At 36.2% G+C, this 12,977-nt stretch carries 21 protein-coding genes and 1 tRNA gene; 3 read left to right on the top strand and 19 right to left on the bottom strand.

The features are described 5' to 3' along the window. Positions 1–7: 7 nt before the first annotated feature. The 16 genes from ACGE0T_RS14080 to ACGE0T_RS14005 form a co-directional block, all read right to left on the bottom strand. Positions 8–157 carry a hypothetical protein gene (locus ACGE0T_RS14080; RefSeq protein ID WP_459187256.1) on the bottom strand — a complete coding sequence of 50 codons (150 nt, stop codon included), beginning with the start codon at positions 155–157 and terminating at the stop codon, positions 8–10. 25 nt (positions 158–182) lie between these two features. After that, positions 183–428 carry a hypothetical protein gene (locus ACGE0T_RS14075; protein ID WP_459187255.1) on the bottom strand — a complete coding sequence of 82 codons (246 nt, stop codon included), beginning with the start codon at positions 426–428 and terminating at the stop codon, positions 183–185. 215 nt (positions 429–643) lie between these two features. Continuing rightward, positions 644–1,009 (bottom strand): DUF551 domain-containing protein, encoded by a 366-nt coding sequence (locus tag ACGE0T_RS14070; protein WP_459187254.1) that lies wholly within the window; start codon positions 1,007–1,009, stop codon positions 644–646. A gap of 576 nt (positions 1,010–1,585) precedes the next feature. After that, positions 1,586–1,981: a VRR-NUC domain-containing protein gene (locus tag ACGE0T_RS14065; RefSeq protein WP_459187253.1), complete on the bottom strand. Its 396-nt coding sequence runs from the start codon at positions 1,979–1,981 to the stop codon at positions 1,586–1,588. A gap of 278 nt (positions 1,982–2,259) precedes the next feature. After that, on the bottom strand, positions 2,260–2,709 hold the full coding sequence (locus tag ACGE0T_RS14060; RefSeq protein ID WP_459190477.1) for a DUF4494 domain-containing protein: 450 nt from the start codon (positions 2,707–2,709) through the stop codon (positions 2,260–2,262). A gap of 10 nt (positions 2,710–2,719) precedes the next feature. Further along, positions 2,720–3,253, bottom strand: coding sequence for an NUMOD4 domain-containing protein (locus ACGE0T_RS14055; RefSeq protein ID WP_459187252.1), 534 nt, complete (start codon positions 3,251–3,253; stop codon positions 2,720–2,722). Between the two features lie 48 nt (positions 3,254–3,301). Then, positions 3,302–4,249 carry a hypothetical protein gene (locus ACGE0T_RS14050; protein ID WP_459187251.1) on the bottom strand — a complete coding sequence of 316 codons (948 nt, stop codon included), beginning with the start codon at positions 4,247–4,249 and terminating at the stop codon, positions 3,302–3,304. Between the two features lie 12 nt (positions 4,250–4,261). Next, positions 4,262–4,417: a hypothetical protein gene (locus tag ACGE0T_RS14045; protein WP_459187250.1), complete on the bottom strand. Its 156-nt coding sequence runs from the start codon at positions 4,415–4,417 to the stop codon at positions 4,262–4,264. After that, positions 4,414–4,836, bottom strand: coding sequence for a NinB/YbcN family protein (locus ACGE0T_RS14040; RefSeq protein WP_459187249.1), 423 nt, complete (start codon positions 4,834–4,836; stop codon positions 4,414–4,416). The genes ACGE0T_RS14045 and ACGE0T_RS14040 overlap by 4 nt, the downstream gene beginning before the upstream one ends. An 8-nt stretch (positions 4,837–4,844) precedes the next feature. Beyond that, on the bottom strand, positions 4,845–5,282 hold the full coding sequence (locus ACGE0T_RS14035; protein WP_459187248.1) for a DUF3127 domain-containing protein: 438 nt from the start codon (positions 5,280–5,282) through the stop codon (positions 4,845–4,847). Between the two features lie 2 nt (positions 5,283–5,284). Then, positions 5,285–5,905 carry a hypothetical protein gene (locus tag ACGE0T_RS14030; protein WP_459187247.1) on the bottom strand — a complete coding sequence of 207 codons (621 nt, stop codon included), beginning with the start codon at positions 5,903–5,905 and terminating at the stop codon, positions 5,285–5,287. Beyond that, the gene (locus ACGE0T_RS14025; protein ID WP_459187246.1) at positions 5,902–6,522 is read right to left on the bottom strand and encodes an ERF family protein; all 621 of its coding nucleotides are present in this window, start codon (positions 6,520–6,522) and stop codon (positions 5,902–5,904) included. The genes ACGE0T_RS14030 and ACGE0T_RS14025 overlap by 4 nt, the downstream gene beginning before the upstream one ends. Positions 6,523–6,555: 33 nt before the next feature. Next, positions 6,556–6,753, bottom strand: coding sequence for a hypothetical protein (locus tag ACGE0T_RS14020; RefSeq protein WP_459187245.1), 198 nt, complete (start codon positions 6,751–6,753; stop codon positions 6,556–6,558). Between the two features lie 78 nt (positions 6,754–6,831). Beyond that, positions 6,832–7,008 (bottom strand): hypothetical protein, encoded by a 177-nt coding sequence (locus ACGE0T_RS14015; protein ID WP_459187244.1) that lies wholly within the window; start codon positions 7,006–7,008, stop codon positions 6,832–6,834. Between the two features lie 517 nt (positions 7,009–7,525). After that, on the bottom strand, positions 7,526–7,732 hold the full coding sequence (locus ACGE0T_RS14010; RefSeq protein WP_459187243.1) for a helix-turn-helix domain-containing protein: 207 nt from the start codon (positions 7,730–7,732) through the stop codon (positions 7,526–7,528). A gap of 10 nt (positions 7,733–7,742) precedes the next feature. Beyond that, entirely contained in the window at positions 7,743–7,946 is a 204-nt protein-coding gene (locus ACGE0T_RS14005; RefSeq protein ID WP_459187242.1) for a glycosyltransferase family 32 protein, read from the bottom strand. Between the two features lie 239 nt (positions 7,947–8,185). On the opposite strand from ACGE0T_RS14005, the gene ACGE0T_RS14000 reads away from it, so the two are divergent. Then, a complete protein-coding gene (locus ACGE0T_RS14000; RefSeq protein WP_459187241.1) occupies positions 8,186–8,641 on the top strand; it encodes a hypothetical protein in 456 nt (151 codons plus the stop codon). Positions 8,642–9,151: 510 nt separating this feature from the next. Here ACGE0T_RS14000 and ACGE0T_RS13995 read toward each other — a convergent pair. Further along, complete coding sequence (locus tag ACGE0T_RS13995; RefSeq protein WP_459187240.1) at positions 9,152–10,375, bottom strand: tyrosine-type recombinase/integrase; 1,224 nt, start codon at positions 10,373–10,375, stop codon at positions 9,152–9,154. Positions 10,376–10,514: 139 nt separating this feature from the next. Continuing rightward, positions 10,515–10,588, bottom strand: a tRNA-Ala gene (locus tag ACGE0T_RS13990). Between the two features lie 78 nt (positions 10,589–10,666). Here ACGE0T_RS13990 and ACGE0T_RS13985 point away from each other — a divergent pair. Next, positions 10,667–10,975, top strand: a complete 309-nt coding sequence (locus ACGE0T_RS13985; RefSeq protein ID WP_459187239.1) for a DUF4286 family protein — start codon at positions 10,667–10,669, stop codon at positions 10,973–10,975. Between the two features lie 19 nt (positions 10,976–10,994). Further along, entirely contained in the window at positions 10,995–11,552 is a 558-nt protein-coding gene (gene ruvC / locus ACGE0T_RS13980; protein ID WP_459187238.1) for a crossover junction endodeoxyribonuclease RuvC, read from the top strand. Between the two features lie 63 nt (positions 11,553–11,615). Here ruvC and gdhA read toward each other — a convergent pair whose 3' ends face one another. Beyond that, on the bottom strand, positions 11,616–12,950 hold the full coding sequence (gene gdhA / locus ACGE0T_RS13975) for an NADP-specific glutamate dehydrogenase (protein WP_459187237.1): 1,335 nt from the start codon (positions 12,948–12,950) through the stop codon (positions 11,616–11,618). Between the last annotated feature and the right edge of the window lie 27 nt (positions 12,951–12,977).

Raw genomic sequence — 12,977 nt, 5'->3', positions numbered from 1 at the left:
ATGGTAACTAAATAATATAGCCTCTATTCAATAATTCTTTCCTATATTGCTCTAATGCTTTAATACATCTGTCTTTATTCATATATCCCATCGGCATGATACCTGCAAGCCTTGCGTTGCATCGGTCTATGCCATATTTGAGATCTTGATTTGTCATGTTTTTAATGTTCATAATTTTTTAGTTATAATTCTTTTTCTAAAACCTTAATCTCTAAAACCCTCTTTCCTTCAGCGGTAATATAAATAGTGTCAGAACCTAATTTTTCTGCCTCTTCTTGGGACCATTGATAGATGAATGAAAGGACTTCATCCCTATCAAGTTTACAGCGATTGTCTGTCATTAACCCCTTTTTATCTATTGTTGTGATGAAAGCGTCCCCTGTTAGCGGAGAAATGGCTAATATGAATTTATCTGCTGTTTTTGCCATGATTCGTTATTTCTTATTTTAATTACCAATCTTCTAAATCTTCTGGAGAATAATAGTCATTCAGATCGTCTGAATTATCATAATCGTCTTCATCAGAATAGCAGGGACAATAACCCAGAGCGTCGAAATTATTATTATGTACAGAACAGTTGTGTCTTTTAGAGCAAGTCATACAGCTCCAATTATTACTTTGTCTCATATTTTTATTTTATTAGTTAATCTGGACAATACATCCAATGAGTAATATCTTCACCTTTCAAACAAGACCATTGCCAGCCTTTCTTATTTATCTCATTCACATAAATACGTTTCCCTTTCCCAATACACCCATTTTTATAGAGTACAATCACGTTTTTCGTGTGAGAATAAATAGTGTTAGAATCAATAGCATGTCCTTCTTCGGGCATTTTATCGTTCACGCTTACCCATGCCATTCGTTTGGATTGCCAATCTGCACCAGCTTTAAAAGCGACATATCTGGCAGAACCTATATCAATGCTATCAAAGCTAGCTTTATCTCTATCAAGTATGCACATATCTTTTCGATATGCTTCCGCTTTATCTTCTACTGTCTGTTTCATGTTTTTTAGTTGTTAATGTTGACTCCAGATAATCAATGAATAAACCTATCTCATCTTTCAGCAACTTCATTTTATCGATGAAATCTTCAGTCGAATCATCATCGGTCCTATGTAATCTTGCTGAGTTATTACAGTCGGATACAGACAAGAATGTGTTTCTTACGCTTTCGCCCTTCCATGTCGTTAGACCATCGAAGGCAACAACGTTCCCCGTCGATGGGGAGCCAGGCTTATTTAACCACGTCCTTTTATTATACATGTTCAGATCTTTTTATTTTTTAAACTGATTACAAATTCGTGTCGCGTTAGCAACAAACCTCATATTTTTAAGTTTACAGGTGATAACCCGTTCAGAAAATGGCTGTGAAAAAGCACACTTACTACATTTTGCTTGTATAATTTCTTTCTTTGTCATATTTATAGATTGTAGAATAAGTCATATCCAACAGAATATCCTTTGCCTATCAGGATTCCACATATATTTTTGTTCCCCCCAGTTCTTTGGTAAGGAGTGTTACGCTCTTTCCCTTCACATCCAATTTAATGAGTGGATTACCTTTTAATGCCTTATGACATTTATACCGTTCTTCCCGGCTTTCCTTTGACTCTTTCTGTCGTTTGAGTCCCATTTTTGTGCGTTTCATATACCAACGTATTTAAAAGTTCAATAAATTCATCTAATGAATGGCATACAAAGTAGTATCCACATAACGTGCCTATCTTGTATTCAAAATCCTTCTGTTTTTGACTTTGTTTGCCTTTTTGAGTCTTAATCTCTATAAATACGACTTTGCCAGGAAGAACAACTATAAGGTCTGACACGCCAGCCAAAGCCCCTTCCGCTTTCAGTATCCGTGCTGTTATCTTATTTCTTAGACCACCATTCGGGACAGAAAAAATAAGATATTTAGGGTACTTGTATCTGAAATATTCAACACAAGCCCTTTGTATTCTGCTTTCTTCGTTATTCATATGATTGTGTTTGATTGGTGGATAAGCCAGGACTCGAACCTGGAAATGTAGGATGTCTTATTGCTCATTTGGCAATCAAGGGACGGATTAGTTTTACTCTCCCCCTTTACATGGAGAAACCTACTATAAACAGAGCATTCAGTGTCTTCCAATTCCACCACTTATCCGTTTGCCGCTTACACCTTCACAGGCTCTTTGCGGCTGTTATGTTAAAACTAATACCATGAAAAACAACTACTCATTCATCTATTATCGCCCAATCAGGGATATAATCGTAATTATCCATTTTTTGCCTCACTTTCCGGTTCAAAAGGATATATATCCATAATCTGTGTTTCGGAGACAGAAGCAATCGTATAGTCTGCCATTGTCCCTTTCATGCCATCTTCTAATACCGAAATAGCTTCTTTCAAATTAGAAGCCTGAGCTATCATTCTAACTGTTGTTTTCTTTTCTGAACCGCTCTTTTCATCAAGAGTAATGAAATAGACTTTGATAAGATAGAAGCGGTCACCGTTCTCATTGAAGAAGATTTCTGATATTTTCTTTCTACCTACTGCTGAGACTGTAAATTCACCAGTAATGAAAGGTTTAATTTCTTCGATGATGCGTGCCTCACATTCTGTATATGATAAAGCATCAACAATATATTTCTCGCATACTCTATTCCTTTTTCCACTTTCTAAAACTTTTTCGTATTTAATTGATACTTCAAACAATGTATTCATAATCGTAATATTATTTATATATCCATCTAAAACCACCGGCGTGAATTCTTCTTCCATTCATTGCCAACCATATATTTCCAGATGAAATACCTGTTAATCTACTTGCTTCTCCACGAGATTCAAATTCATTTATAACTAATCCTGTATCTGATATCTGGAGTATATTTTTATGGTTATAGCATCTTGAACCGAACAAACCTAATCTTCCTTTAGATTTCTTCTTCAATACAGAATAAGAATGCTTTTCATTATCAGAATAAGTGCACCACTCTAAATTAGTTACTGTATTATTAGATTTATCTCCATCTTTATGATTCACACAAGGTAAATTGTTTGGATTATCAAGAAATGCAATTGCAACCAATCTGTGTAATAACTTTACTTTAACATTCCCTTTTTGGGAAAGTTGCACTTGATAATATCCAGCTCCTACGAGAAGAGGTTTTAATACCTTTTTATATCTGAATAATGAACGAACCTTACCTAAATTACTAACCTGATACAATCCTTCATATCCGATTATATCTCTCCAAACCTCATTCATATTCACCTCCTTTACATTCAAACCAATTCTGCATAATGTATATATTTATTATTCTACTTCTATTATCTCGAATTTTCCTCTTTTGATATATATCTTATGACTATAATAGCCCTTAACTATTGCATAATCGGATTGTGGTCTTATGTTACCGATGCAATCTTCAACATAGGAATTATCGTATGCTTCCACCGTTGCGCTGTCGTATGCTTCCACCGTTGCGCTGTTGTATGCTTTCACCGTTGCGCTGCCGCATGCTTTCACCGTTGCGCTGTTGTATGCTTCCACCGTTGCGCTGCCGCATGCTTTCACCGTTGCGCTGTCGTATGCTTTCACCGTTGCGCTGTCGTATGCTTTCACCGTTGCGCTGTCGTATGCTTTCACCGTTGCGCTGTTGTATGCTTCCACCGTTGCGCTGTTGTATGCTTTCACCGTTGCGCTGTCGCATGCTTTCACCGTTGCGCTGTTGTATGCTTCCACCGTTGCGCTGCCGCATGCTTTCACCGTTGCGCTGTTGTATGCTTCCACCGTTGCGCTGCCGCATGCTTTCACCGTTGCGCTGTCGTATGCTTTCACCGTTGCGCTGTCGTATGCTTCCACCGTTGCGCTGTCGTATGCTTCCACCGTTGCGCTGTCGTATGCTTTCACCGTTGCGCTGTTGTATGCTTCCACCGTTGCGCTGTCGTATGCTTCCACCGTTGCGCTGTCGTATGCTTCCACCGTTGCGCTGCCGCATGCAAAAGAAGCAGAACTTACTTCATGACGATCTCTTGTGTATATTCCTGCTTCAGAAAGTTCTTCTTTCGTGAAGTTTTCTTCCAAATAAGTTGCATCAACTATTTTAGCTATTCTTAATACCCAAAACCAATTTTCTGTAATTGCTTTTAGCAAATCTGATTTTGATTTTGACATTAGCCCCATTTTGTAGCCATCTTGACAAGCATTAGCCTTTTTGGCTTTTTCTAATAAGTCTTCTTTTAATTCTTCAAATGATAACATAATGTTTATCTTTTATTCGTTAATATATTTTTCTAACTTGTTCAATTCCTTTCTCGCAAGCCTTTTAGCATCAGCAACGCGAGGTACACCTTTGTCATCAACATGATTGATGATGATTTTAACATGCCTGTAAAATGATTTCATGAGATAATCAGGAGGTTTCTTCATTTTCTTATATGTTCATATCTAAGGGTAAAACTATTAAAATACACATCATCAGGAGAAGGTAATGTTATCCCAAATTCGCTCGCTGCGTCAGCTTGAACTTTGTTTAAAAAGTCTGTCATTTCAGCAGTGTTTAGCTTCGATGTAGACCGGACAACGACTTCATCCTTTCCATTTATTTGAATTGTCCTACGAAGAAACTTTTTGCAATAGTAATCATGAAAATCCTGTTTACCGGTTCCTGTTTCATCTTCCATACAAGTAAACCACATCCACATGAGAGCGTTTTGGTCTGTTGTGCGCTTCTTTGTTTTCTTCTTTATTGTTAGCTCGTATTCCCCATTTGCAATGAGATTTAAAGCTAATTCTAAAGGTTGGCTCCAAGTTATTTGACCTTGCTCTTTTTTGAATTGTAGTTTCATAACTATTTTTAGAAGGGTAAATCATCCTTTTCATTTCCATTTTCATCAACCGAAAGTGTGAAGTTTTGCGATTGCTGATAAATTGGCTGTGGGGATGGTTGCTGAACTGGCGCGGATGGCTGTCCTGTCTGACGCGGTTCAATCCGATAAGGCTGCACACGGGTAAATATCTGCTCCACGCCATCCCTGTTTCTATATCTTGTTCCTTGTACATCAAATGATATGGTTACTATCTGCCCGACTTGGTATTTGTCAAGTTCGGTACATCTGTCTCCGATAAACTCAAGCATGGGAGTGTTCTCAAAACCACGATCGCCCGTGTAGGGGTCAAAGCGTGTACAATCTATAACTATTCCTCTTTTGACGATAGTCTTATTACCATCCTTAGAAGGTATCTGTTGAGTAGGATAGATATAAAGAATCTTTCCAGTAAGTTGATTTGCCATAACTATTTAGTATAAAAGTTTTTGATTTGTTGAAATATTAATCCTCTCTCCTTTATTTTAGAAATCAACTTCTCATCACGGGATATTCTGACTTTGCAGTATTCATTTGACTTGATTTCCCTGTTCCAGTTATCATTATCATCATAAGAAATAACAGAGAGGAAGACAAGGTTACAACTTTCCAACTTTGTGCAGTAAAGCTGCTCCTGTACTTGATTATAGTAAGGCTTATGTTTTTTTTTCACATACTCAACTAAAGCCTTATTGTCATTTTTAATAGGTTCTATAAACTCAAGATAGTCAGAAAGAAAAAGAGTTTTCAATTCATCAAAATCAACTAGTTTCCCTTTTTCTATTTTTGCAAAATCAAGACTACACTTGAATACATCCATTTCTTCTGACTTTACAACATATTGTGTGAAATAATTATCAGGTAATGTAAGTAAGTATCGATTCTCAAGAATAGCTCCTGTGCGTAAAGCATCTATCGGACTTGCATAAGCATTATAATTAGGCTTTACGCCACTGACAAAACGCTGCATCAATGCTATATGGGATTTGGTTTCTTTTCCACTCATTAAGGCATGAATATCGCCACTCCCTATGTACATGGTCTCTATCATATTTTGCCTTTCTTCTTTAAGTTGTTGTAAGCCATTTGAAATTGTTCAGTACTCATATCATCTACGCTTCCTACATTGAAATAAGAAAGTATATTTTGCGTAAATGTGTTATCAAGCATCATATAGTTTACAACGACATTTTTTATTTCATCAAATGTCACAGGTACTTGTTCCTTTGATTTGTTTTCATCAGGGTCTTCTCCTGTTGCAATCTTGTAAGCGTTCAAAAGAGCGTATTTTCTTGCATAAGTTGAAGCCTTTCCGAATCCTTTATCTCCAGAGTCAAGCCCTCTACCAAAACTTTCCACGTCTACAAATTCATCTGTTTTATCAAGATTGATAATACGAAGCGTCATTTTGACAATATCCATATACTGAATGGATTTTCCTCCACCATCTTTTACAACCTCAATAATTTCAGATTTTACAAGTTCTTGCTTGATAGGAATACTAACAAGGCCATATTTAGCTTCAGCTTTCTTTACTTCAAGAACAACATCAATATCTTGCACTGCCTTATAAGCATAATTCCCTTTTCCGACAGTCATATTCTTTTCGATGTTCTTTATTTCATTAGATACAGCCTGTATCCTTTGATATAAGTTTAGCTCACTCATTATGTTTATTTTATTTATGTTGCTTATATGAATTTATATTAACTTTAATCTTGAAATATGTTCTGTTACAATACTTTTTCCTTTTTGGTATTTTATGTCTGCCATTCCAGTTTTTGGATTTATATAAATGATAACTCCAATTTCATCAGATACCCAATATGCGATTACTTTATCTCCTTTTTGCATTTTACCATTTATAAGTATCATCCTCCCAGCTTCTTTGATATTCATCTTCTTCGTATTCATATAGATCTTCTTCTCCGTCATAATCAAAATTGCCATCGGGAAGTTTTCTTAATATTTCTTTACTCATGATTCTAATTCCGTAAGTCCAATAAAACCCGCAAGACTTAATAATAAGGTCAATAATGTACCTATACCGGGATTATCCCACAGGGCAATAGCTGCGGTGATTGAGATAATTAATGCAAATGCCGTGAGTATCATTTTTAATACTCGCCATAAAACATAAATAAAGTCTCTCATATGATTTGTTTTTAATTGTTTTAAATGGAAAAACTGTACGATTCTCGCGAACAGTACAGTTTATGATTTAACTTATAATTTATATGAAAAATGAAAGAGCGGCTAAAATCGGACTCGAACCGAAATTATTATTTGTACCTGTATTACAATTTAGCCAAAGTGTTTTTTATGTGCTTGGTAGTCAATTCGATTGACAGCATCACGCATTTTACCAAGCTATATTTATGTATTAAGCAGGCTTTTATTTACCAACCAACCTCAAGATACCTTATCAGGGCTCAATACTATTATTATATCCTTATGCCCTTACATGGTCTTCGCGGTTTCCCGCTATCATGTTTTATTCACATAAAGAAGATCTACCGATACGTTAAAGGCGTAAAGTAAATCTGGATCTCAGTACGTCAAATATCTTTTTCCCGGAATACCCGGTAGTAAGTAAGGAATACGGATTCGAACCGTATTTTCCGCATATTATTGAAGCGGCGTTCTTCCCATTGAACTATTCCTTTGTTAATTACACAACTTTGTGTTTTCTGAAAAATTGATTTATGCTCTCAAGTTCGTACCAAAATGTTCTTCCATATCTGGAAAAACGTATTTCCGATTTATTCCTTAGAGTTTCTAAGAACCTTTCACTACATCCTAAATAAGCCATAGCCTCAGTCTTACTTAACCATATTTTAGGAATAGGTTCTATTTTCCCTACTGTACGTTGTGCCATGGCTGTGATTTTATTTGGTTGTTAAATTCATCGGTTTCTTATAAAGGAGACAGCCATATTCTTTAAGTGCCGTTTCTCGGATTAAATCTGCCTGTTCGCTATATGTGGCAAATCTTAAAGCCGCTCTAACTGTTTGTTCTGTAACGCTGAATCTTTTAGCAAGCTTAGCTATTACATCTTTTTCGTAGAAAATTCTGTATCTGTATAGTCCCATGTTAAATGTTTATATTATATTTGTGTATTGTCATTTTTGCTTTCATTTTGAATGAGTAAACTCTTTCAATACGATGCAAAGATAGTATAACAATTTATATTATTACCGTTTTGTAGTATAAAAAATTAGTCTATTTAATATGTTTTATAACATATTTTTTGTAATTGTTTGATTTTTAATTGCTTATTTCTTTTATATGTGTTATAGATAAAGCATTGTTTAATATAAAAAGTTGTATTATGAATAAGGTTACAGAAAGATTTATAAAAGCATACAAATCTTTAGGCCTCACTGGTTATAAAATGGGGAAGGAGATAGAAGGTATTACAAGTCAAAAAATATCACATATAAATACAGGAAGAGTAGACGTCAGTTTGGATATCATTGAATCTTTCTGTATTCATTATTCGCAAATTGATGCAAACTGGCTTTTAACCGGAAATGGTGAAATGTATAAAGGAAAGCAAGAAGCACGTATAATTAATATAAAAGAGATAGAAGATCGAGAGGGAAGTTCTGAAGAAGAAACACCCTCTACTGGAATATTTCCAGGGAGCAACTTAAATAAACGTAGTATGAAAGATGTTAATCAAAAAAACCTAAGAATTTTAATTGAAAGAATCTTTGAGCTGGAAGAAGAAAATGAATCTTTAAAAAAGAAATTAGGCATTTCGGAAAGTCAAAGTGTAAGTTGATTCAATTCTTGCCCAAAGGTAAAGATATTAGAAAAACTAATACCTAAAACTTTTTTTTCATAGAATATAAGTGTTTTTTATTTATTGTTGCAATTGTAAATCATGGGTTATGTTCGTATCTTTGTGATGTCAGACTAACATATGATATCGCAAGAGTGCGAATATAAAGAACGAGACGCATAAGCGGCTTCGTATAATCCGTTGCATATATTCTTTATATATGTTGGTCTGACAGCTAGGATGTACGAGGTCGCTTTTCTATTCATCTAATTGTCAGACCGGATGAACAATGAGGCATTTTTAAACTTGTACAAAGAAATGTTGTATAAGTTGTTAAACCGTCACTTGCTATTTATTCGTTCAAATAATGAGCGCGTAATAAAAGGGGAAAGGCGGAAAAGTATGGCTGTAGGTATTTATATTTATGCCAAGGCGATTAACCCAATCTTGAGATGGCTAGCAAGGCTGGTTCCTGAAGATAAGGATTGAATGTATTAACAACCGGCAAGATTATATGCCGGTTGTTTTTTTATCCTTCTTGAATAGATAGTCTATGACCTTTCTATTCGCTTCATCTATTTTCTTTTGGTTGAATTTTATGTATACATTGGTTATTTTGTAGCCAGCCTTATGTCCTAATGCCATAGATATGGTTTCTATAGGGATATCCAGATCTGCAGCTATAGTAGCCCAAGTATGCCTCGACCAATATGTTGATATCTGCGGAAATAAAGGTTCTCGGCTTTTCTTTCCTCCAAGACCTTTTCTTTCTACTTTTCCCATTAGTTTTAACTGGGTATTCATTTGTTTGAGAATGTCTTTATAATCTTTGTTGTTATCCATGAAATTGAGCAAATACTTTTCACCTTTATATTTATCTATTATATGCATTGCCTCCTGCTCAACTTTTATAGAGTAATATTTATGTGTTTTCATACGGTGGTATTCAATCCTTCCGTTATAAAGGTCTTCTGGTTTAAGAGTCAAAAGATCTCCGGCGTTTATGCCTATAAGGTAAAACATCAACATAAACAGGTCTTTGTATTTAATTTGGTAGTCTTCGCAATCGCAGTTAATAAAAGCCCTGAGCTGTTCAACGGACATACTCCTTTTAAATGTTTCTTCTTGTTTTATTTTAAATTTCCTGAAAGGGTACAATCCGGTTATGTCATTTTCTATAGCATAATTGAATACCGCCCTGATATTTCTGAAATGAACGGCATATGCATTTGTCTTCATTCCATTTTCTATCATCCAATTTTCAAAAGACATAAGCCATTTTTTATCCATAGATTCAAAAGTGCATTTTTTGTCAAAGGAGATAATCTTATTTTTCGTAGTTATATATGTCCTGATTGTCCCTTTATTTTTTTTACCACTAATGAAATCGTCAAGATAATCTATGAATGTTTTTATCTCTGTTTCCTTTTTCCCGAACAATATTGCTGTAAGATGGTCTTTTAGTTTTTTGTCATCCATCCCCCTAAGGGTTTCGTTCGCTTCGAGTATAACCATTTCATTGATGACAGAAGAAAGCATTTTCTGAAGTATTGCATTTTTTGCACGGTAGTTTAATTCTTTTTTAGTAAACATGCCATCTTTGAAATTCTCCTCTGTGGCGTAATAGTTTGTTGATATAAGAAAATCCCGGCGGTTACGTATGTATAATTTTACAGGGAAAGTGCCATCTTGTTTCTTTCCTCTTTTGTCTAGTATGATCTTTTCCTTTGCCATAGCTTATTTCATTTGCGGTAAATTTGCGGTAACAAAGGTATATAATTTGTGCTTTAATGTGCTAAAATGGGATTTAAAATGAATTTTTAGGCATAAAAAAAGAAGCTATATTTTGTATAACTTCTTGATTTTCAGCGAGTGGAGCATATCGGACTCGAACCGATCACCTTCAGACTGCCAGTCTGACGCTCTAGCCAGATGAGCTAATGCCCCATTTCATTTTCGTATGCAAATATAGAGTTTTTCCTGATATATGCGCTATCTTTGTATTAAAATTTTATAGATAAGCACATGATAGTTTTTAATACGACCTTCCATATAGATAGAGATATTTTGAGTGAGAGTTTAGCGTTTTTGAAGTCGGATTATATACCGAAAGTATTGGCTGGAGGTCGGTTGACAAATCCTTCTATGCGCAGAATCTTGCAAGATAATCAGGAAGAAGGTGAAAGTCTGGCAATTCAATTTCATGTTGAAAATGTGGATGCCTTACAGCAATGGCTGGAAGAGGAAGGGATTGCCATACAGTCTGAGTTGGTAGAACGTTTCCAACAACGGATGATTGGTTTTTCCACTATTATGGAAGAATTGGATATTTAGAATCTGCATACATAGATAGATGACGAAAGATCGTGTCATATTAGGTATTGACCCCGGAACAATAGTCATGGGGTATGGGGTTTTGCAGATAGAAGGAAATAAACCCAAATTGCAGGCAATGGGTATTTTGCAACTTAATAAGTATGAAGACCATTATCTGCGATTACGTAAAATATTTGAGAGGGTATTGTCCTTAATAGATGAATATCACCCGGATGAATTAGCAATTGAGGCTCCTTTCTTCGGTAAGAATGTACAGAGTATGTTGAAATTGGGGCGAGCTCAAGGAGTCGCAATGGCGGCAGCCTTGGAACGTGATATTCCTATATTTGAATATGCTCCTTTGAAAATAAAGATGTCTATTACAGGAAATGGAAACGCCTCAAAAGAACAGGTTGCGGGAATGCTACAACGCTTTCTTCATATACCCGAAGAAGCCATGTTGCCCCAACTGGATGCAACGGATGGTCTGGCGGCGGCAGTATGTCATTTCTTCCAGACAAACAATCCGGTTGTAGAAAAGAAATATACCGGTTGGAAGGATTATATAGCGAAGAATCCTGGAAAAGTCCGGTAACAAATAATAAAAAAACGAGTGGTAAATTTACCACTCGTTTTTTTATTATTTGGTTTAATGTTATTATACCACGCCTTGAGCCATCATCGCTTTCGCTACCTTCATGAAGCCGGCAATATTTGCTCCTTTTACATAATTAATATATTTGCCATCTCTGCCATGAGCTACACACTGTTCGTGAATGTCACTCATAATCTGATGGAGTCTGGCATCAACCTCAGCAGCAGACCAGGAGATATGCATAGCATTCTGTGTCATTTCCAGGCCGGAAGTTGCTACACCACCCGCATTCACAGCTTTACCCGGAGCAAATAATTGGTTATGTTCAATAAACAGATCAACAGCTTCTGCTGTACATCCCATGTTAGAAACTTCAGCTACACACAATGTTTTATTTCCGATCAAGATACGTGCATCATTAGCATCCAGTTCGTTTTGAGTTGCACAAGGAAGAGCTATATCAACTTTTTGTTCCCACGGTTTCTTGCCCGGGAAGAATTTAGCATTCGGATATTCTTCAGCATAAGGAGCAACGATATCGTTACCGGAGTTGCGAAGTTCCAGCATATAGTCAATCTTTTCGCCGGAAATACCATCCGGGTCGTATATATATCCGTCCGGACCGGAAATAGTAACAACTTTTGCACCTAATTCTGTGGCTTTTGTTGCTGCACCCCATGCTACATTTCCGAAACCGGAAATTGCAACCGTCTTATCTTTTATATCAATACCATGAGTTTCCAACATTTGATGTACAAAGTACAGAGCACCGAAACCTGTCGCTTCCGGACGAAGGATAGAACCTCCGAATTCCATGCCTTTACCAGTAAAAGTACCAGTGTTTTCGCGTGCCAGCTTTTTATACATGCCATACATATAGCCTACTTCACGTCCGCCTACACCAATGTCGCCAGCAGGAACATCACGGTCCGGACCCAAGTTACGCCATAATTCAAGAATGAAAGATTGGCAGAAACGCATGATTTCAGCATCACTCTTTCCGCGAGGTGCGAAGTCTGAACCTCCTTTACCACCACCCATAGGCAATGTTGTCAGTGCATTTTTGAATGTCTGTTCAAAACCTAAGAATTTAAGAATAGACAGATTTACAGACGGGTGAAAACGGATACCTCCTTTATACGGGCCGATTGCGTTGTTAAATTGTACACGATATCCCAGGTTAACCTGAATTTCACCTTTATCATCTACCCAAGGCACACGGAAAGTAAAAATACGGTCCGGTTCAACCAGACGTTCGATAATTTTGGCTTTTTCGAATTCCGGATGCTGATTGTACACTTCTTCAATAGATAAAAGAACTTCTTTCACTGCTTGCAAATATTCCTTTTCTCCCGGATGTTTTGCTTCAAGTGCGGATAAGATAACTTCAGTCTTCATAGTATATAATTTCTTTTAAGATGACAT

Source organism: Parabacteroides sp. APC149_11_2_Y6, assembly GCF_054506995.1.
The sequence above is the reverse complement of the archived record's forward strand: the minus strand, read 5'-3'. Positions and strand labels throughout refer to the sequence as shown.